This window comes from Kluyvera sp. CHPC 1.2972, from assembly GCF_036759925.1.
GTDB lineage: Bacteria > Pseudomonadota > Gammaproteobacteria > Enterobacterales > Enterobacteriaceae > Kluyvera.
In genome coordinates, this window is the sequence record NZ_JAPKIB010000003.1 from 419,109 (window position 1) to 438,123 (window position 19,015).

At 57.4% G+C, this 19,015-nt stretch carries 18 protein-coding genes; 5 read left to right on the forward strand and 13 right to left on the reverse strand.

Going from position 1 to position 19,015, the window contains the following annotated elements:
* Nucleotides 1–84 precede the first annotated feature (84 nt).
* Entirely contained in the window at nt 85–1,047 is a 963-nt protein-coding gene (gene rluC / locus V6944_RS08080; RefSeq protein WP_185666415.1) for a 23S rRNA pseudouridine(955/2504/2580) synthase RluC, read from the reverse strand.
* Nucleotides 1,048–1,703: 656 nt separating this feature from the next.
* Between rluC and rne the strand changes: the two genes are divergently transcribed.
* Nucleotides 1,704–4,970, forward strand: coding sequence for a ribonuclease E (gene rne / locus V6944_RS08085; protein WP_333498576.1), 3,267 nt, complete (start codon nt 1,704–1,706; stop codon nt 4,968–4,970).
* 46 nt (nt 4,971–5,016) lie between these two features.
* Here the strand turns inward: rne and V6944_RS08090 are convergent, their stop codons facing one another.
* Nucleotides 5,017–5,952: a LysR family transcriptional regulator gene (locus V6944_RS08090; RefSeq protein WP_333498577.1), complete on the reverse strand. Its 936-nt coding sequence runs from the start codon at nt 5,950–5,952 to the stop codon at nt 5,017–5,019.
* A 112-nt stretch (nt 5,953–6,064) separates the two neighbouring features.
* Between V6944_RS08090 and V6944_RS08095 the strand changes: the two genes are divergently transcribed.
* Nucleotides 6,065–7,279: an MFS transporter gene (locus V6944_RS08095; protein WP_333498578.1), complete on the forward strand. Its 1,215-nt coding sequence runs from the start codon at nt 6,065–6,067 to the stop codon at nt 7,277–7,279.
* 83 nt (nt 7,280–7,362) lie between these two features.
* Here the strand turns inward: V6944_RS08095 and flgL are convergent, their stop codons facing one another.
* From flgL to flgB, 11 genes are all read right to left on the reverse strand, one after another.
* On the reverse strand, nt 7,363–8,298 hold the full coding sequence (flgL, locus tag V6944_RS08100; RefSeq protein WP_333498579.1) for a flagellar hook-associated protein FlgL: 936 nt from the start codon (nt 8,296–8,298) through the stop codon (nt 7,363–7,365).
* 14 nt (nt 8,299–8,312) lie between these two features.
* A complete protein-coding gene (gene flgK, locus V6944_RS08105) occupies nt 8,313–9,983 on the reverse strand; it encodes a flagellar hook-associated protein FlgK (protein WP_333498580.1) in 1,671 nt (556 codons plus the stop codon).
* A gap of 63 nt (nt 9,984–10,046) precedes the next feature.
* Nucleotides 10,047–10,997 (reverse strand): flagellar assembly peptidoglycan hydrolase FlgJ, encoded by a 951-nt coding sequence (gene flgJ, locus V6944_RS08110; RefSeq protein WP_333498581.1) that lies wholly within the window; start codon nt 10,995–10,997, stop codon nt 10,047–10,049.
* The gene (locus tag V6944_RS08115; protein WP_333498582.1) at nt 10,997–12,094 is read right to left on the reverse strand and encodes a flagellar basal body P-ring protein FlgI; all 1,098 of its coding nucleotides are present in this window, start codon (nt 12,092–12,094) and stop codon (nt 10,997–10,999) included. Before V6944_RS08115 ends, flgJ begins: the two co-directional genes overlap by 1 nt.
* Nucleotides 12,095–12,105: 11 nt before the next feature.
* A complete protein-coding gene (gene flgH / locus V6944_RS08120) occupies nt 12,106–12,804 on the reverse strand; it encodes a flagellar basal body L-ring protein FlgH (RefSeq protein WP_185666423.1) in 699 nt (232 codons plus the stop codon).
* 124 nt (nt 12,805–12,928) lie between these two features.
* Nucleotides 12,929–13,711 (reverse strand): flagellar basal-body rod protein FlgG, encoded by a 783-nt coding sequence (flgG, locus tag V6944_RS08125; RefSeq protein ID WP_185666424.1) that lies wholly within the window; start codon nt 13,709–13,711, stop codon nt 12,929–12,931.
* 8 nt (nt 13,712–13,719) lie between these two features.
* Nucleotides 13,720–14,475: a flagellar basal body rod protein FlgF gene (locus V6944_RS08130; RefSeq protein ID WP_333498583.1), complete on the reverse strand. Its 756-nt coding sequence runs from the start codon at nt 14,473–14,475 to the stop codon at nt 13,720–13,722.
* Between the two features lie 20 nt (nt 14,476–14,495).
* Entirely contained in the window at nt 14,496–15,779 is a 1,284-nt protein-coding gene (flgE, locus tag V6944_RS08135; RefSeq protein WP_333498584.1) for a flagellar hook protein FlgE, read from the reverse strand.
* 27 nt (nt 15,780–15,806) lie between these two features.
* A complete protein-coding gene (gene flgD / locus V6944_RS08140; protein ID WP_333498585.1) occupies nt 15,807–16,505 on the reverse strand; it encodes a flagellar hook assembly protein FlgD in 699 nt (232 codons plus the stop codon).
* A 12-nt stretch (nt 16,506–16,517) separates the two neighbouring features.
* A complete protein-coding gene (gene flgC / locus V6944_RS08145; RefSeq protein ID WP_163448115.1) occupies nt 16,518–16,922 on the reverse strand; it encodes a flagellar basal body rod protein FlgC in 405 nt (134 codons plus the stop codon).
* Between the two features lie 3 nt (nt 16,923–16,925).
* Nucleotides 16,926–17,339, reverse strand: coding sequence for a flagellar basal body rod protein FlgB (gene flgB / locus V6944_RS08150; RefSeq protein WP_333498586.1), 414 nt, complete (start codon nt 17,337–17,339; stop codon nt 16,926–16,928).
* Between the two features lie 156 nt (nt 17,340–17,495).
* Between flgB and flgA the strand changes: the two genes are divergently transcribed.
* The 3 genes from flgA to flgN all read left to right on the forward strand — a co-directional run bounded on the left by flgA (nt 17,496) and on the right by flgN (nt 18,976).
* The gene (flgA, locus tag V6944_RS08155) at nt 17,496–18,155 is read left to right on the forward strand and encodes a flagellar basal body P-ring formation chaperone FlgA (protein ID WP_333498587.1); all 660 of its coding nucleotides are present in this window, start codon (nt 17,496–17,498) and stop codon (nt 18,153–18,155) included.
* A gap of 95 nt (nt 18,156–18,250) precedes the next feature.
* Entirely contained in the window at nt 18,251–18,544 is a 294-nt protein-coding gene (flgM, locus tag V6944_RS08160) for a flagellar biosynthesis anti-sigma factor FlgM (protein WP_035896484.1), read from the forward strand.
* 3 nt (nt 18,545–18,547) lie between these two features.
* Entirely contained in the window at nt 18,548–18,976 is a 429-nt protein-coding gene (gene flgN / locus V6944_RS08165) for a flagella biosynthesis chaperone FlgN (protein ID WP_333498588.1), read from the forward strand.
* Nucleotides 18,977–19,015 lie beyond the last annotated feature (39 nt).

Below are 19,015 nucleotides of genomic sequence, written 5' to 3' on the forward strand. Positions count from 1 at the left end.
GGTAGGCCGGATAAGGCGTGTACGCCGCCATCCGGCAACCTATGCGCATCTGCCGGATAGCGCTTCGCTTATCCGGCCTACGGCTTACTGCTGTTTGCTTTGATTACGCAGCACCTGCAGGCAGCGCTTGAGCTGGTCATCCAGCGGCGCTTCAATGCGCAGTACTTCACCGGTACCCGGGTGAGTAAACTTCAGCGCAGCGGCGTGCAGGAACAGACGGTTCAGTCCGGTGCCCGCCAGCTGTTTATCAAACTCGCGATCGCCGTAGCGGTCATCAAAGGCAATCGGGTGACCGGCATGCAGCGTATGCACGCGGATCTGGTGCGTGCGCCCGGTCACCGGGCTACAGCGCACCAGCGTGGCGTGGGTATAGCGCTCTTCCACCTTGAAGCGGGTTTCCGACGGCTTCCCTTCCTGGCTCACACGCACAATACGCTCGCCGCTTTGCAGAATGTTTTTCAGCAACGGTGCCTGTACCACTTTAACGTGGGACTGCCACTGCCCGCGAACCAGCGCCAGGTAATCTTTTTGCATCCCTTTCTCACGCAGCTGTTCGTGCAGCGAACGCAGCGCAGAGCGCTTTTTCGCCACCAGCAGGACACCTGAGGTATCGCGGTCCAGGCGGTGCACCAGTTCAAGGAAACGCGCTTCCGGGCGCAGGGCACGCAGCCCTTCAATGACGCCAAAGCTTAGGCCGCTACCACCATGCACGGCGGTGCCAGACGGCTTGTTCAGCACGAGGATGTGATCGTCTTCATAGAGGATCACATCGCTCAGCGCTGCCACTTTTTGCAGATGCGGCGACACCGCCTCTTCTTCGCGCTCAGCGACGCGTACCGGCGGGATTCGAACTTCATCGCCGGCTTCCAGTTTGTATTCTGGCTTGATGCGTTTTTTGTTTACCCGCACTTCCCCTTTACGCAGGATGCGGTAAATCATACTCTTCGGCACGCCCTTCAGCTGGGTGCGCAAAAAGTTGTCAATTCGTTGCCCGGCTTCATCAGCGCTAATGGCAATCATTTTTACGGTCGGAGTCTCAGTTTTCATGGTGCGCGATTCTAAATATCCCGGCTCAATAGCGCCACTCATTTTTCTATGCTTATATTTATCATTATCCGTTTCTCAGGCTGCTTCACCCTATGAGCTGTTTGTTATTAGAACAATCTCATCGGACTGGTGAAAAAACTGTGAGTAACCGGGTGATAAAAGGTGAAAGTCATCTTGCTATAACCAGGTTAGCAAGGAATAATGAATCTGTTTTCCGTGTTGAACCTGGAATAACAAGGATATTTACGGAATGACCAGTTTTGTCCGTCCGATCATCCACGCAGCAATGGCGTAAGACGTATTGATCGTTCAGACAGTTAGCGGGCTGCGAGTTGCAGTCCTTACCGGTACATATACTGTATGAATTTTAGATGATAGACAGAAAACGCAACGGGAAACATCCGTGCAGACCTCTAGCTTCTGAAAGATGACGAGTATAAATGGAATCTTCTCTGGAGAGTTATCCCAGGCTGTTCCCCAAATAATTGCGCTGTGTTTCCGCTTGAAACACAGGCTACCGACACTCTGCGCCTCTTAAACGAGCGACAACCGTGAGGTTGGCGACGTGAATAGTCACGAGGCCATCGGTTTACCCCGGAAAGGCAACACTCTGCTCGCAGCTTAGTCGTCAATGTAAGAATAATGAGTAAGTTACGATGAAAAGAATGTTAATCAACGCAACTCAGCAGGAAGAGTTGCGTGTCGCCCTTGTTGATGGGCAGCGTCTGTACGATCTGGATATTGAAAGCCCAGGACACGAACAGAAAAAAGCGAACATCTACAAAGGCAAAATTACCCGTATTGAACCCAGTCTCGAAGCCGCGTTTGTTGATTACGGCGCCGAGCGTCATGGTTTCCTCCCCCTCAAAGAAATCGCTCGCGAATACTTCCCTGCTAATTACAACGCCCATGGTCGTCCGAACATCAAAGACGTCCTGCGCGAAGGTCAGGAAGTTATCGTTCAGATTGATAAAGAGGAGCGCGGCAATAAAGGCGCTGCGCTGACCACCTTTATCAGCCTCGCGGGCAGCTACCTGGTGCTGATGCCGAATAACCCACGTGCTGGCGGTATCTCCCGTCGCATCGAAGGTGACGATCGCACCGAACTGAAAGAAGCGCTGGCAAGCCTTGAGCTGCCAGACGGCATGGGCTTAATCGTACGTACCGCGGGCGTGGGTAAATCCGCCGAAGCGCTGCAGTGGGATTTAAGCTTCCGTCTGAAGCACTGGGAAGCTATCCAGAAAGCCGCTGACAGCCGCCCTGCTCCGTTCCTGATTCACCAGGAAAGCAACGTGATTGTTCGCGCCTTCCGCGACTATCTGCGCCAGGACATCGGCGAAATCCTGATCGATAACCCGAAAGTGATGGAGATGGCGCGTCAGCACATTTCTGCGCTGGGTCGTCCGGATTTCAGCAGCAAAATTAAACTGTACACCGGTGAAATCCCGCTGTTCAGCCACTACCAGATTGAATCGCAGATTGAATCCGCTTTCCAGCGTGAAGTCCGTCTGCCGTCAGGTGGTTCTATCGTTATCGATAGCACCGAAGCCCTGACCGCTATCGATATCAACTCCGCACGTGCAACCCGCGGCGGCGACATCGAAGAAACCGCATTCAACACCAACCTGGAAGCGGCCGATGAAATCGCCCGTCAGCTCCGCCTGCGTGACCTTGGCGGCCTGATCGTTATCGACTTTATCGACATGACCCCGGTACGCCACCAGCGCGCGGTAGAAAACCGTCTGCGTGAAGCGGTGCGTCAGGACCGTGCGCGTATCCAGATCAGCCACATTTCTCGCTTCGGCCTGCTGGAGATGTCCCGTCAGCGTCTGAGCCCTTCTCTGGGTGAGTCCAGCCACCACGTCTGCCCACGCTGCTCCGGCACCGGTACCGTGCGTGACAACGAATCGCTGTCGCTCTCTATCCTGCGTCTGATTGAAGAAGAAGCGCTGAAAGAGAACACCAAAGAAGTTCATGCGATTGTCCCAGTGCCAATTGCCTCTTACCTGCTGAACGAAAAGCGCGCCGCTATCAGCGCCATCGAATCCCGTCAGGGCGATGTTCGCTGCATTATCGTGCCAAACGATCAGATGGAAACCCCGCATTACTCCGTACTGCGCGTGCGTAAAGGTGAAGAGACTACCACCCTGAGCTACCTGCTGCCGAAGCTGCATGAAGAAGCCATGGCGCTGCCGGTAGAAGAAGAGTTCGTTGAGCGTAAGCTGCCTGAGCAGCCTGCGCTGGCAACCTTCGTGATGCCTGAAGTGCCAGAGCCAACGGCAGTCAAAGCCACTGTTGCCGCTGCAGCACCACAGGCGAAAGCGACCGCTGCTGCTGCACCTGCTGCACCGGGCCTGATCTCCCGTTTCTTCGGCGCGCTGAAAAACCTGTTTGCCGGTACCCCGGAAACGCCGGTTGAAGCTCAGCCTGAGAAGCAGGAAGCCAAGCCTGAACGTCAGCAGGAACGCCGCAAACCGCGTCAGAACAACCGTCGCGACCGTAATGACCGCGGTGACCGTAACGACCGCCGAGGCGAGCGTAATGAACGTAATGAACGTAACGACCGTGGTGAAAACGCTGAAGGCCGTGAACCGCGTGAGAGCCGTGAAGGCCGCGAGGACAACCGCCGCAACCGTCGTGAGAAGCCACAGCAGACCGGTGAAGCACGTGAAAACCGTCAGGTCGCTGCCGTAGACGACAGCGAGAAAGCGAAATCCCGCGATGAACAGCAGCAGTCCCGCCGCGAACGTAACCGCCGCCGCAGCGACGAAAAACGTCAGCAGCCGCAGGAAGCGAAGCCGCAGATCCGCGAAGAGCAGCCGGTTATTGCCGAGGAAGCCGCAGCGGAAGAGCGCGTTCAGAACATGCCGCGTCGCAAGCCGCGTCAGCTGTCGCAGAAAGTGCGTATCGAAACCCCTGAGCAGACCGCAGCACGTGAACTGATTGCTGATGAACCACAGCAGGAAGAAGCACCGCGTACCGCTCTGGCGAAAGTTGACCTGCCAGCCGTCGTTGATGTTCCGGCACAAGCCGAGCAGGACGATAGCGCAGAAGGTCGTGATAACAACGGTATGCCACGTCGCTCCCGTCGTTCTCCACGTCACCTGCGCGTCAGCGGCCAGCGTCGCCGTCGCTACCGTGATGAGCGTTACCCGACCCAATCACCAATGCCGCTGACCGTCGCCTGTGCGTCGCCAGAACTGGCATCCGGTAAAGTGTGGATCCGTTACCCGGTTGCACAGGTTCAGGATCAGGCTATCGTTGATGCACCGGTTGAGCAGGAAGAGATTGCACAGCCAATCGTGGCAGAAACCATTGAGCAAGCCGTAGCGCCTATCGCTGCCGCTGAGCCAGTTGCACCAGTAGCTGTTGAAGCGCCGGTACAGCCTGCGGCAGTGGTGGAGCCAGAAGCCGTCGTTGAACCTGTTGTGGTCGTTGCTGAAGCAGCAGCGCCAGCGCAGGAAGAAGCGCCTGCTCCGGTCGTTGCAGAAGCGGTAGCTGAAGAGCCAGTTGTTGTTGAAGAAGCGCCGGTACAGCCGGTTGCCGAAGCCGCAGCGCCGGTTGAAGAAGCCAACGTGGAAGCCGAACCGGCTGCCGCAGAGCCAGTGGTTGAAGCTCCGGTAGCGGTAACGCCTGAAGTGGAAGCGCCAGTTGTCGCGCCGGCTCCAGTCGTTGAAGCACCAGTGGTTGCTCCGGCACCGGTAGTCGACACGCCCGTTGTCGCCGAGCCAGCACCTGCTGCCGCTCATCACGCCACGGCACCAATGACGCGTGCACCAGCACCAACCTACGTGCCTGAAGCACCGCGTCACAGCGATTGGGTTCGCCCTGCCTTTGACTTCGACGGTAAAGGTTCCGCCGGTGGTCACAGCGCAACCCATAGCGCGACTTCGGGTCCAACCCGCCCGCAGCCAGTTGAATAACCCTCTGCGCGTGAAATAAAAAATCGGCCCCGGTGGCCGATTTTTTTTACCCTTTTTTTGGCTGCTGCATGCCGGCAATTTGCGGCATCACTTCCCGCATCAGGTCGAGAAACTTGCGCAATCGCGTCGGGTAGTACAGCGCCCACGGGTATACCAGGTGGACCGGCAGCGGTGCTGCCTGCCACTGCGGCAATAGCTCAATCAGTTCCCCACTCGCCAGCTCCGCCTCCACCGTCCAGCTTGAGACAATCGCCACGCCAACGTGTGCCAGCGCGGCATTTTTCGCTACGTACAGGCTATCCGTGCTGAGCCGCGCCGCCACCGCCACGTTCACCGTCTGGTGACTCTCGGTATGGCGTAGCGTGACCTCATGCTGGTAGAAGGTGCTGATGGCAATCCACGGCAGCGCAGAGAGCAATTCAGGGCTTTCCACCGCCGGATAACGCGCAAGCAGTTCGGGCGAGGCGACGATACAGCGCGGCACTTCCGCCAGCAGCACGGATACCGTTGCCGGGTCAACGTCGGCCCCCACGCGGATCGCACAGTCGATATTATCGCTGATAAAATCCACCGCTTTGTCATGCAGCATCCACTCCACCGACAGCTGCGGATAACGCGCCAAAAAGCCCACCAGCGGCGTCAGCAACTGCTGTTGACCAAACGCATGTGGCGCACGTACCCGCAGCGTACCGACCGGCTGGTCATCAGAAAACTGTAAGGCATCTTCCAGCGCCAGCCAGGACTCCACCACCTGCCGGGCATGCTGATAGCAGCGTTCGCCGTCGTCCGTCAGCTTCATGGCATGCGTAGAGCGCTGCAGCAGCTTCGCACCCAGCATCTCCTCCAGCGATTGCAGGCGACGGCTGACGGTGGCCTGGGTGGTCTGTAGCTGTCGGGCAGCAGCGGAGAGCGAACCGGACTCCACAATGCGAATAAAAGTCCGCATCAGCTCCACGCGATCTATACGCTCATTTCTTTTCATTATCGATTTGCCTATACGTCAAACGTATAACTGTTTTACCACCTCGCCGACTACCGCTCTACCCCTAAGACGCGGAAAATACGCCTCATACACAGTTGAGGACAACAACATCATGAACAATCACACCGCACCATCGCAGGCCAGTAGCCTGCTGATATTCATCCTGGCACTGGGCGCAGGGTTTAGCGTCGCCGCCATTTATTACGCCCAGCCGCTGCTGCCACTGATGGGCGCAACGTTAAACCTAAGCGTGGAAGGTATGGGGCTAATTCCTACGCTGACGCAGGCTGGCTACGCACTGGGGATCCTGTTTTTGCTGCCGCTCGGTGACCGCTACGACCGCCGGACGCTCATTCTGCTAAAAAGCCTATCGCTAGCGGTACTGTTGCTGGTTTATAGCCTGACCCAGCAATTCCACTCGCTGCTGGCGGTGAGCCTGCTTATCGGGATGGCTGCCACCATGGCGCAGGATATTGTCCCGGCGGCGGCGATCCTCGCACCGCAGGGCAAGCAGGGTAAAATGGTGGGTACGGTGATGACCGGTCTGCTGCTGGGTATCCTGCTGTCACGTACCGTGAGCGGCGTGGTGGGTGAACTGTTCGGCTGGCGCGTGATGTATCAGGCTGCCGCCATCAGCATCGCGCTGATTGGTGCCCTGCTGTGGCGTGTGCTGCCTACCTTTACCGCACACTCAGAGCTGCACTATCCGGCGCTGATGGCTTCGATGGCGCACTTGTGGCGTCGCTACCCGACGCTGCGTCGTGCCGCCATGGCGCAGGGTTTTCTCTCTATCGCCTTTAGCGCCTTCTGGTCTACTCTTGCCGTGATGCTGGCCGAGCACTACCACATGGGCAGCGCCGTTGCCGGTGGGTTTGGTATCGCCGGTGCCGCCGGGGCATTAGCCGCACCGCTGGCAGGAGGTCTGGCAGATAAAGTCGGTGCCGAGAAGGTCACTCAGCTCGGCGCGCTGCTGGTCAGCGTTTCATTCGCCCTGATGCTGCTGCTCCCTGTTCTGCCGCCGATGGCGCAGCTGGCGCTGATTGCCATCTCCGCCGTGGGCTTCGACCTGGGCCTGCAGTCAAGCCTGGTCGCGCATCAGAACCTGGTCTATAGCCTTGAGCCGCAGGCTCGTGGCCGCCTGAACGCGCTGCTGTTCACCGGGGTATTTATCGGGATGTCTGTCGGTTCGGTATTAGGTACGCAGGTTTATGCGATGGCCGGTTGGGAAGGTGTCGTTGTGCTGGCAACGGTGGCGGGTCTGGTGGCGCTGGCCATACGCATCAGCGAAACCTGGCGTCTACGTAACGCCGCGCTGAACGCACAGTAAACGACGAAAAAAAGCCCGCGACGGGGTAGTGACGCGGGCGATAAAACATATCCAGTTTCCAGATATGTCAAAACTTACCTGTTTTATTTATTCAGTTGGAACAGCGACATTCCCTGCATATCCGTAAAGGCTTTGTACGCTGCCTGTAGTGCGGTTTGCTGCATGGTGTAATTCGAAATCGTTTCGTTCCAGTCTACGTCGACCAGGTTACTCATCTGCTGGGTTTGCGCCAGCGCACGGTCATCGCCCAGCGAATCGAGCTTGTCGAGCTCGTTAAGCTGGGTACCCAGCTCGGCGCGAACGGTCAACACGTTGTTCAGCGCACCTTTCATGCTACGGTTCGCTCTGTCAATCGCTTCCGATGACACCTCTTTCAAGGACTCATCATCACCTACCGGCGTTTTCAACGCATCAATCACCTTGTTGAGCGCCACAAAAATATTGCTATCAGCATCCGCGCTCGTACTCGCAGGATCTTTATCAAAGACCAGATTACCGGTATGACCAATAACCATCGTACGTGCAGAATCGACCTGTTGCTCAACGTTCTCAGACCCACCGTTATAGGTACCGTCTGCATCAAATGGCGCCGCATCCGTCTTATAGCCAGCAAAAATGTAGCGACCATTACCGTCAGTGCTGTTGGCCAGGTTGAGAATTTGATCGCGAATACCTTCGAGATCCGTTGCCAGAGATGCGCGGTCATCATCGCTCAGCGTACCGTTTCCGGCATACACGATTTTCTCCTGCGCCGACTGGATAGCCGTGGTGACCTGTGACAGCGTTTTCTCTTCAATCGAGACCCGCTGGGTAGCAAAGGTACGCGCGGTCGCATACTGGCTGTTTTGCGCCTGGGCCTGCGACAGCACAACGGCCTGAGAAGCCGCAACCGGGTCGTCCGATGCGCGGTTAACCCGCTTTCCGGTCGACATCTGTTCACCATATCCCAACCATGCAGACTGGGAGTCGGTAATGCCCCGCATATTCTGCTGATACATCATTAAAGTACTAACGCGCATGATGCTCCCTCTTCTTAGCGAATATTAATTAATGCGTCGAAGATGGTGCTTGCGGTTTGCAGCACCTGCGCATTGGCCAGATAATACTGTTGGTACAGCTGCAGGTTGCCATACTCTTCATCGAGGTTGACCCCGGAGATAGACTGCTGCTGCTGCGTGAGTTCGGTAACGACGCTTGCTTGCGTGGTGCTGCTGCTCTTCAACGTTGCGGTTTTGGTACCGATGCTACTCACCATCGCCGCGTACGCATCATTGAAGCTCTTTGAGCCACCAACGATTTTACTGGTCTGTAGATCCAGCAGTTTTTGCCCATTGCGGTTATCACTTTCGCCGGCGCTATTACCATCGGCATCCGCAATACCCATCGCAATTTGCGACTCGCTGGTGATCTCCACTTTCATATTTACGATGGTGTCTGACACTGGTTTTAAGATAAAGCTATCGCCCGGCGCTGGGCCATTATCTGGGTCAGCCGTCTTGACATCTACCGTTAAGCCATCAAATTTAAGTGAGGTCGGCGTGCTGTCCTTATCCAACGTCACCGTGGTGTTATCAGACAGTCGCGTTACCTGCCAGCCGCCACTGGTGTTGACGATGCGATAATCCGTCGCCTGTACCGCCGAGGCATCGCTTACTTCTGCCTCCAGGGCTGCGCCGCCGGCATTTTTAGCGTTCGGCAGCACCGATGGTGTGCCAAAGCTGAAGAACGCTTCACCGTCCTGACCATTTGCGTCGATGCCACCTTCATGCACCTTGTTAAAGGCATCTGCAAAGGCCAGCGCCATCTGGTTGAGGCTATTCCGCGTCTGATCCAGATCCTGAGAACGGAAGGTCAGCATGCCACCCAGTGAGCCGGTGGTCAGCAGCTTTTCCGGGATCTCGATGTTACCCGCAACGTTGTCCACGTACGCTACGGTCGTGCGCGTTGGATCGGCGCTGCTCGGCACCGCGGCCAGTTGGTTCGACTTGGTACCCGCCACCAGCGTGTAGCCGTTAGACATCGTGATGTTATAGGTGCTGCCGTCCTGGACGCTCACTTCAACACCCACCAGCTTGTTCAGGTTACTCACCAGTTGATCGCGCTGGTCCAGCAGATCGTTTGGCGTAGCCCCTGCCCCCACGCCGGTCAGACGTGCAATTTTATCGTTCAGGCTGGCAATCTGAGAGGTGTAGTTGTTGATCTGCTCAACGGTTGAGGTGATGCCAAGGTTGACCTGTTTGTCCTGGTCACGCAGGTACTGATCGGCCACCTTGAACTGATTCACCACGCCATTGGCCTTGCCGATAACGGTCTGGCGCGCAGCCGGGTCTTCGGCGTTGCTGACCAGCGTCTGCAGGCTACTGAAAAAATCCTGCAGGGTCGTCGAGATATTGTTCGTCGAACTGGCAAACATCGTATCGATCTTCGATACCTGCTCGTACTGCGTTGCCAGGCCGCTGCTCTGATTCTGTGCCGAACGCAGCTGGTTGGTAATAAACGCGTTGTATTCACGCTGGATGCTGGAGACATTAACGCCATTGCCCACCCAACCGCCCGCGCCCAGCGTGCTGTTGGCAGAAGCCAGCACCGTCGTCTGACGGGTGTATCCGGCTACGTTATAGCTGGAGATGTTGTTACTGGTGGTATTCAGCGCCGACTGCGCGGCGCTAAGCCCGCTCATCGCGCTGTTAATTAAACTGGACATGAACGCTCCTTCTTAAGACCATGGTATTACTTATCGGATGGCGGACGGCAAACTTGAGGCTCATCAGAACAGATTTTCGATGTCGTTACGGTAGGTATTGCTGACCTTGTCGCTCATCGCTTTTAGCTGTTGAATCATGCTGGTTAATTTGCGCGCATACTGAGGATCGGTCGCGTAGCCCGCATTCTGTAACGCCTGTGCGCCCTGTTCCGCCGTTGATGCAGACGTGACCGCCGCATAGCGCGGGTTGCGGGTCAGCAGGCTCACATAGTCCGACAGCGCTTCCAGATACGAGCTGTAGACGCGGAATTTGGCCTTCACCTTCTTCGCTTCGCCGTTTTCAAATTCAGTGGTGGTGATTTCCGTCACCTTGCCCTTCCAGTCACCGGACGCCTTCACCCCGAACAGGTTAAAGCTCGGCTCGCCGTTTTCCCGACGAATCTGCCGCTGCCCCCAGCCGGACTCCAGCGCGGCCTGCGCCAGAATCAGGTGGTGAGGAATGCCGCTCTGTTCGCTCGCCAGCCGCGCCGGAAGCGACAGCTGGGCGAGGAAGTCTTTGCTGTCGCCGGAGAGCGGCGTATCGCTGCTGTCCGGTGCCTTCGGCAGCGCCTTACGCACCATCTGCGTCAGCGCGGTGTTCTGGTAGCTGATGACCGTCTGCATATCGAACTTCATCGGTACCAGGCCGACGTTGTCGGTCGGTTCCTGCTGCTGCGTCGACAGCTGTTTGACCATCTCTTCCGCCAGCCCCAGACCTTTTCCGGCGGTCATCTGCTGGGCGATTTGCTGGTCATACATACTGGTGTAGAGCCGCGTCTGATCGCTGCTGAAAAGACCGTCTTTCGGCAACGTTTCACGCATGCTTTTCAGCATCATCTGCACGAACATCCCTTCCACCTGACGCGCCACCGGCCGCAGGTTGGCCTGTGGATCCTGCCCGGCCTTGGTTTTCAGGTCGTTCAGCGACTGCGCGTCCCACGCGGCGCTCGCCAGTAATTTGCTGTCGGTCAGCATTAGACAATCTCCACCTTGGCGCGCAGACAGCCTGCGCTTTGCATCGCCTGAATAATCGACATCAGGTCGATTGGCGTTGCCCCCAGCGCGTTCAACGCACGCACCACGTTGTTGAGATTGGCGCTGGCGCGAATGCTCTGCAGCGAACCGCCGCTCTGGCGAAGGTCTATCTGCGTTTGCGGTGTGACCACAGTACGACCGCCAGCAAACGGCGTATCCGGTTGGTTTACCTGCGCGGAGCGGTTAACGGTAACGGACAGGTTACCTTGCGCCACGGCACAGCTATCCAGCGTCACTTCGCGGTTCATCACCACGGAGCCGGTACGGGAGTTGATGATGATCTTCGCATCCTGCGGTGTGGTACCGACTTCCAGGTTCTGGATATCCGCCAGCAGACGCACCTGACCGCTGCCGCCCACCGGCGCACGCACCTGTACGGTACGCGCATCCAGCGCGGTGGCGTTGCCAAGGCTACTGCGACGGTTAATGGTGTCGGCAATCTGCTGCGCCATGGTGAAGTCATCATCATTCAACTGCAGATTGATGGTATTGCTCGCGCCAAACTGCGTTGGCAGTTCACGTTCGATGGTCGCCCCGCCGGTAATGCGCCCGCCGTTCAGCTGGTTTACCTGCACGCTGCTACCACCGGCTGATGCACCCGCACCGCCTACCAGAATATTGCCCTGCGCCAGCGCATACACCTGACTGTCCACGCCTTTCAGCGGGGTCATCAGCAGCGTACCGCCGCGCAGGCTTTTGGCGTTCCCCATTGAGGAGACCACCACGTCGATGTTCTGCCCCTGACGACCAAATGCCGGAAGCTGCGCGGTGACCATCACCGCCGCCACGTTTTTCAGCTGCATATTGGTGCCCGCTGGCACGGTGATCCCTAACTGGGAGAGCATGTTGTTCAGGCTCTGAGTGGTAAACGGCGTTTGCGTCGTCTGGTCACCCGTGCCATCAAGCCCCACCACCAGGCCATAGCCAATCAGCGAGTTTTCCCTCACCCCTTGCACGCTGGTGAGGTCGCGAATGCGTTCGGCGTGCACCAGGCTGGTTACCAGCACCAGCGTCAGGGTTAGCAGAGTTTTAAACATGGTTCACCTCGTTACATCGGCGATAAGTTAAGGAAGAAACGCTGCAGCCAGCCCATATTCTGCGCTTCGTTGATATAGCCGTTGCCGACATATTCGATACGCGCATCCGCCACCTGAGTGGACGGTACGGTGTTGCTGCCGCTAATGGTGCGCGGGTTAACCACCCCGGAGAAGCGGATAAATTCGGTACCCTGGTTGATGGCAATCTGTTTTTCGCCCACCACATGCAGGTTACCGTTGACCAGCACCTGATCGACGGTCACCGTCAGCGTGCCGCTAAAGGTGTTGCTGGCGTTCGCGCCGCCCTTGCCGTTAAAGGTGTTGCCACCGGAGGCATCCACATCGGCGCGCGCATTGCCAAACAGGCCCTGCAGGTAGCGCGGTACGGTGTCGAAGCCGAAATTCGTTTTGCCATCGCGGCTGGCGTTCGCCGACGAGCTTTTGCTCGCGCTGACGTTTTCCTGCAGCACGATAGTCAGCGTATCGCCGATATTGCGCGGACGGCGGTCTTCAAACAGCGGTTGATAGCCGTAGTTAATCGGCTGCGCAGTCTGGAAAATAGAACCATTCACCACCGGAACCGGGCCGGGAATGGGCTGAGCGGTCGTCGCCCCTTCCACCAGCGGCTTGGACGGCACGAGGGCGCACCCTGCCACGCTGAGTGCGACAACGGTTAAAAGCGGATAACGAAACGCTGCGGATTTTTGCATTGCTTTCTTCTTCTGAATCTCAATGTTATCCCGGGAGATCCCGGCGTCGCTCCGCTCGTCCGGGCTACACGCACTGTCGTAGCCCGGACGAGCGGAGCGACGCCGGGGAAATACCGGCTACGCCTTACAGCTGCGTCAGTTTTTGCAGCATCTGGTCGGTCGTCGATACCGCTTTACTGTTGATTTCGTACGCACGCTGCACCTGAATCATGTTGACCAGTTCTTCCGCCACGTTGACGTTAGAGGTTTCGACATAACCCTGATACAGCAGACCCGCACCGTTCAGACCCGGCGTGGTATCGTTTGGCGCCCCGGAGGCCTGGGTTTCGATGTACAGGTTTTCACCAATACTCTCGAGCCCGGTGTCGTTCATAAAGGTCGACAGGTTCAGCTGCCCCACCTGCACCGGGTTCGTCTGCCCCTGCTGGGTCACGCTGACGATACCGTCACGGCCGATGGTGATGCTGATGGCGTTCGCCGGAATGGTGATCGCCGGTTGTACCTGATAGCCGCTGGCGGTCACCAGTTGACCGTTCTGATCAACCTGGAACGAACCGTCACGGGTATAGGCCGAGGAGCCGTCCGGCAGCAGGATCTGGAAGAACCCGTCGCCTTTGATCGCCACGTCTTTACTGTTGTTGGTTTGCGACAGGTTGCCCTGGCTGTGCAAACGTTCGGTCGCCACGGGACGAACCCCGGTACCAATCTGCAGGCCTGATGGCAGCGTCGTTTGTTCGGATGACTGCGCACCCGGCTGGCGAACGGTTTGATAGAGCAAGTCTTCAAACACCGCGCGCTGGCGCTTAAAACCATTGGTACTGACGTTTGCCAGGTTGTTGGCGATAACGTCCATATTGGTTTGCTGCGCGTCGAGACCGGTTTTCGCGATCCATAATGAACTGATCATAGTTTTCCTTAGCTCATTGACAGCAACTGGTTAGCTTTCTGCGTGTTTTCATCCACGCTGCTGATAACCTTCATCTGCATTTCAAAACGGCGCGAACTGGCTATCATGTCTGCCATTGCCGCTACGGGTTTTACGTTGCTGCCTTCCAGCACGCCGGACTGCAGGCGCAGCGTTGGGTCAGCCTGTAATGTTGGCCCACGCGTCGCCACTGCCGACGGCGTGAGGTGGAACAGTCCGTCATCGCCGCGCGCCACTTCCGTTGCCGTGGCCTTCACCACCTTCAGCTTACCGACAGGGGAAACCGTGTTTGGCGGGTCCCCCGGCGTCAGTGCGGAAATAGTGCCGTCCGACGCGATAGTCACCTGCGAACCTTCCGGCACGCTTAACGGCCCGGTCTCACCGATCACCAGGTTGCCCTGAATCGTGAGCTGCCCGGTGGCGCTGACCTGGATATTGCCGTTACGGGTGTAGCCTTCGCTCCCGTCTGCCGACTGCACCGCCAGCCAACCGTCCTGCTGAATCGCCACGTCCAGCGGACGCGCGGTGTAGTCCAGCTGGCCTGGGGTCATGTCCGCACCCGGCGTGGTGGCAGCCACCAGAGTACGCGTCTCAACGGACGGCCCCACGACCGGCACCGCACGCATGGCGATGAGCTGGGCACGAAAGCCCGGCGTTGATGTATTGGCAAGGTTGCTCGCCGTGACCGCCTGCTGCTGCATGGTCTGGCTGGCGGCACCCATTGCCGTATATATCGCGTGATCCATGAGGTCACCCTATTAGACGATTAACGCAGGTTAACCAGCGTGTTGAGGATCTGATCCTGGGTTTTGATGGTCTGGGCGTTCGACTGATAGTTACGCTGCGCCACGATCATATTCACCAGCTCTTTACTCAGGTCGACGTTGGAAGCCTCGAGCGCACCGTTGGTCAGCGAGCCAAAGTTACCGGTCCCCGCCGTGCCCAGCAGCGCCACGCCAGACGACCGGGTTGCGGACCAGACGTTATCGCCTTCGGACTGCAGACCGCCGGTGTTGGAGAAGTTGGCGAGTACAATCTGGCCCAGCAGTTGGCTTTGACGGTTGGAGTAGTTCCCCACCACCGAGCCGTCATCATTGACCTGATAGCTCACCAGGCTGCCCGGCGCATAGCCGTTCTGATTGGTCGCCACCACGTCGCTGGAGCCGGTGTTCTGCTGCATAGAGTTGAGGAAGCTGAGGTTGAAAGTCCCTGTCGTCGAACCATTCAAAGAGGCTACGCCAATGTCGATTGACGGGGTGGCGTTGGCGTTACCGACAATTAATTGGCCTTTAGTACTGCTATTGTTATCCGTATCGATAACGTAATTCGAGACTGATTCCAGCGTACCGTTGGTATTAAACAGCATCTGTGCCGATTTAACCGGATCGCCGGCGGTCCCTGTCACGCTGGTGTCCTGTGTGTAGACATCCCACTTATTCGCGTCGACCTTCACGTAATAGACGTTCAGATCGTGGGAGTTACCCAGGCTGTCGTAAACGGTAACGGTGCCCTTTTTATTGAAGGTGTCAGGATCGGCAGGATTGAACGTCGTGCTAATCGTGCTATCCGTCGAGTTCAGGTTCATTTGCATGGTGCCGGTCGTCGACGCTTTTGCCGACATCAGCGTGTTTGGAATCGACAGCGAAACCGGGTTTGCCCCCTGCTGGATGGTCGGCGGCGTGCCGTTTGCCGGGTAGCCCGTCAGGTTCAGCCCCTGAGAGTTGACCAGGTTGCGGTTCTCATCGAGTGAGAACTGACCGTTACGGCTGTAGTAGACCGCGCCGTTGGTGTCGACCAGACGGAAGAAGCCGTTCTGGCTAATCGCCACGTCAAGCGCGCGACCGGTACTGGTGGTGGTGCCGTCGGTAAAGTCCTGGGTGATCCCCGCGACTTTAACGCCCAGCCCGACTTTGGAACCCGCGAACATATCCGCAAACGACGCCGACCCGGATTTAAACCCGTAGGTGGCGGAGTTGGCGATGTTGTTGCCGATAACATCGAGGTTGGTGGCAGCCGCGTTTAAACCGCTGACCGCTTGTGAAAAGGCCATAACGTCTCTCCTGAAATTGTTAAAGGCTTAGATAATCTGGCGAACCTGGTCCATCGTGGTGGTGCCGTAGGTTCCCAAATCCAGTTTGTTGCCGTCTTTGCCCAAGGTAACGCCTTGTACCAGCGCAAACTGCAGCGGCTGCACGACCAGCTGCGTCGTTCCCTGGCTGGCTGCAAAGCTGATGTTGTAAGCGCCATCCGGTGCCGCCGTGCCATCGTCCAGCTTGCCGTCCCAGGTAAAGGTATGAACGCCTGCGGTCTGGGCGCCCACATTCAATGTGCGGATCACTTTGCCATTGCCATCGGTGATGGTCGCCGTGACCTTATCGGCCGCCTGCGTCAGCTCAATGCCGAATGGCGTGGTATCCACGTTCTCGCTCTCGCTGCCCGCGCTTTTCCCCGCAAGAATGGTACTACCGGGGATCATCACACCGTGGCCGACCAGCGAACTGGCCTGCAACGATTGGCTGCTGTCGATCTGCCCGGAGATGGAACCGAGCGTGGTATTGAGTTTCTCAATGCCGCTCAGGGTGCTGATCTGCGCCAGCTGTGAGGTTAATTCGTTGTTTTGCAGCGGGTTGGTTGGGTCCTGGTTTTTCAACTGAGCCACCAGCAGCGTCAAAAAGCTGCTCTGTAGGTCGGATGAACTGTTAGTCCCGGTACTGCTCAGCGCCGAAGAGGCTGAGCTGCTGCTGGAGGTATCATTAATATTGGATACGACAGACATCGGTTATCTCCCTTATTGCCCAAGCGTCAAGGTTTTCAGCATCATGCTTTTGACGGTGTTGAGTACTTCGACGTTGGCCTGATAGCTGCGCGATGCCGACATGGTGTTCACCATCTCACCAACCACGTCCACGTTAGGCATGCGGACATACCCTTTGGCATCCGCCAGCGGGTTACCCGGCTGATAGACCAGCTTGTCCGGCTCCTGACTTTCCACCACGTCAGCCACCTTTACGCCGCCGGTTGCCGCGCCCATTGGCGCATCCACCTGAAACACCACCTGCTTGGCGCGGTACGGCTGACCGTCCGGCCCGGCGACGCTGTCGGCGTTGGCAAGGTTACTGGCCGCGACGTTGAGGCGTTTGGACTGCGCGGTCAGCGCTGACCCGGCAACGTCGAAGATATTGAGTAATGCCATGGATTAGTTCCCCTGCAGGACACTCATCATGCCCTTGATTTGTCCGCCCAGGACCGTAAGACCGGTCTGGTACTGGAGGCTGTTATCGGCAAACTGCGTGCGCTCCCGGTCCATATCGACGGTGTTGCCATCCATCGCTGGCTGATCGGGAATGCGGTACAGCAGGTCGGCCTCTGGCGTAGAGAGCGTCTGGGCGGGAATATGACGTTCGGAGGTTAGCGTCAGCGATACGCCGCTGCTTTCCGGCCGCCCGCGCGCCATCACTTTTTTGAGTTCACTGGCAAAATCAATATCGCGCGCCTGAAACCCGGGGGTATCCGCATTCGCGATATTGGCCGCCAGAATTTCCTGACGTTCGGCGCGCAGGTTGAGCGCTTCTTGCTGAAAACGTAAGGCGGCGTCGAGTTTGTCGAGCATGTCTCCTCCGCTAATGACAAAGTTTCAGCCGACAGCTTAAATCCCCTTACGCGCGCGTCATCGCCGGAATAAACGCAATATGCGTCGCTATTTATTGCGTTGATGTCGCGACAAGATGGGTAAAATGCATGCATTCTTTACTCACTGGAGCGTTCCATGCGTCAGCTCATTGCCTCTCTCACCGCTGCGGCACTGGTCTTTAGCCCATTGGCTCTGGCAGCCGATCTCCAGGCACAGCTCACCGATTTTTTCACTCAGCGCCTGACCGGCTTTAGCAATGAGGTCAGCGTGACGCTGCGCAACACGCAAAACCTTCAGCTCGCCTGCGACGAACCCGCACTCAGTACACCGGGCAATTCGCGGCTGTGGGGAAATCTGACGGTGGTGGCGCAGTGCGGGAATGCGAAACAGTATTTACAGGTCAACGTGCAAGCTATTGGCGACTATGTGGTTGCCGCCGCCCCTATCGTGCGCGGTACCCCCATTGCGGCGCAAAACGTCACGCTAAAGCGCGGCCGACTCGATCAATTGCCGCCGCGAACCATGCTCAACCTCTCGCAGGCACAGGATGCCGTCAGCCTACGTGATGTCGCCATTGGCCAGCCGCTACAGCTGTCGATGGTGCGCCAGTCGTGGCGCGTCAAGGCTGGACAGAAGGTGATGGTGATTGCCCAGGGTGAAGGTTTTAGTATCAACGGTGAGGGCCAGGCATTGAACAACGCCGCCGTCACGCAGAACGCACGGGTGCGCATGCCGTCAGGTCAGGTTGTGAGCGGTCAGGTCGATACTGATGGGAATATTCTGATTAATCTATAAACGTTATAAAGAATATGTGTCGCTTGCCGATAGATAATTAACATTTAAGAGAGTCGGCGCCTGCGCCATACAAGAGCCTCAATGAGGAAAGAACCATGAGCATTGATCGTACATCTTCTCTGAAAGCGGTGACCAGCGTCCAGCAACGCGAAACCCCTGAGACCAGCGCCCCGAAAGTGCGTGCGGAAAAAACGGCGACGGCGACCAGCGCCAGCGTCACGTTAAGCAACGCCCAGACGGCGTTAACCCGCTCCTCTGCCGGCGATATTAACATGGCGCGCGTTGAAGAGTTGAAAACGGCCATCCGCAACGGCGAGTTAAAAATGGACACCGGCAAAATCGCCGACGCGCTCATTCAGGACACACAAGATTATCTGCAGAGTAAATAAGAGATGAGCGGTTTGTCAGCCATACTGGACCAAATGACCAGCATCCTGAACTCGCTGAAAGCGGTGATGGATGCTGAACAACTGCAGCTCTCCGCAGGCAGCGTAAATGGCCTGCAGCTTGCCAGCATCACCGAAGAGAAAAGCTCTTTGCTGGCAACGTTAGACTATCTGGAGAAGCAGCGCCGCGTCGAGCAAGACGCCCAGCGGGAAATACGCGAAGAATATAGCGACCGCTGGCAGGTCATTACCGAGACCACGCAACAGCTGCATCGGCTTAATCAGCATAACGGCTGGCTGCTGGAAGGACAGATCCTGCGCAATCAGCAGGCGATTGACGTGCTTAAGCCTTTCCAGGAAACCGGGCTTTACGGCAAGGATGGTCAGGCAGCGGGTGCCCCGGTGGTACGCAGCGCGAAGAAATATTCCGTCTGAATTGCGGCGGGGCCACAGAATGTGCCCCGCGCAGTGCCT

Excerpts from the sequence above, each read along its gene's own strand:
- flgJ (WP_333498581.1), bottom strand. The coding sequence starts at position 10,997 with ATGCTGACCGACAGCAAATTACTGGCGAGCGCCGCGTGGGACGCGCAG.
- flgE (WP_333498584.1), bottom strand. The coding sequence starts at position 15,779 with ATGGCCTTTTCACAAGCGGTCAGCGGTTTAAACGCGGCTGCCACCAAC.
- flgL (WP_333498579.1), bottom strand. The coding sequence starts at position 8,298 with ATGCGCGTTAGTACTTTAATGATGTATCAGCAGAATATGCGGGGCATT.
- flgK (WP_333498580.1), bottom strand. The coding sequence starts at position 9,983 with ATGTCCAGTTTAATTAACAGCGCGATGAGCGGGCTTAGCGCCGCGCAG.
- flgG (WP_185666424.1), bottom strand. The coding sequence starts at position 13,711 with ATGATCAGTTCATTATGGATCGCGAAAACCGGTCTCGACGCGCAGCAA.
- rluC (WP_185666415.1), bottom strand. The coding sequence starts at position 1,047 with ATGAAAACTGAGACTCCGACCGTAAAAATGATTGCCATTAGCGCTGAT.
- rne (WP_333498576.1), top strand. The coding sequence starts at position 1,704 with ATGAAAAGAATGTTAATCAACGCAACTCAGCAGGAAGAGTTGCGTGTC.
- flgH (WP_185666423.1), bottom strand. The coding sequence starts at position 12,804 with ATGCAAAAATCCGCAGCGTTTCGTTATCCGCTTTTAACCGTTGTCGCA.
- flgC (WP_163448115.1), bottom strand. The coding sequence starts at position 16,922 with ATGGCATTACTCAATATCTTCGACGTTGCCGGGTCAGCGCTGACCGCG.
- flgN (WP_333498588.1), top strand. The coding sequence starts at position 18,548 with ATGAGCGGTTTGTCAGCCATACTGGACCAAATGACCAGCATCCTGAAC.
- V6944_RS08115 (WP_333498582.1), bottom strand. The coding sequence starts at position 12,094 with ATGTTTAAAACTCTGCTAACCCTGACGCTGGTGCTGGTAACCAGCCTG.
- flgM (WP_035896484.1), top strand. The coding sequence starts at position 18,251 with ATGAGCATTGATCGTACATCTTCTCTGAAAGCGGTGACCAGCGTCCAG.
- V6944_RS08130 (WP_333498583.1), bottom strand. The coding sequence starts at position 14,475 with ATGGATCACGCGATATATACGGCAATGGGTGCCGCCAGCCAGACCATG.
- flgD (WP_333498585.1), bottom strand. The coding sequence starts at position 16,505 with ATGTCTGTCGTATCCAATATTAATGATACCTCCAGCAGCAGCTCAGCC.
- flgA (WP_333498587.1), top strand. The coding sequence starts at position 17,496 with ATGCGTCAGCTCATTGCCTCTCTCACCGCTGCGGCACTGGTCTTTAGC.
- flgB (WP_333498586.1), bottom strand. The coding sequence starts at position 17,339 with ATGCTCGACAAACTCGACGCCGCCTTACGTTTTCAGCAAGAAGCGCTC.
- V6944_RS08095 (WP_333498578.1), top strand. The coding sequence starts at position 6,065 with ATGAACAATCACACCGCACCATCGCAGGCCAGTAGCCTGCTGATATTC.
- V6944_RS08090 (WP_333498577.1), bottom strand. The coding sequence starts at position 5,952 with ATGAAAAGAAATGAGCGTATAGATCGCGTGGAGCTGATGCGGACTTTT.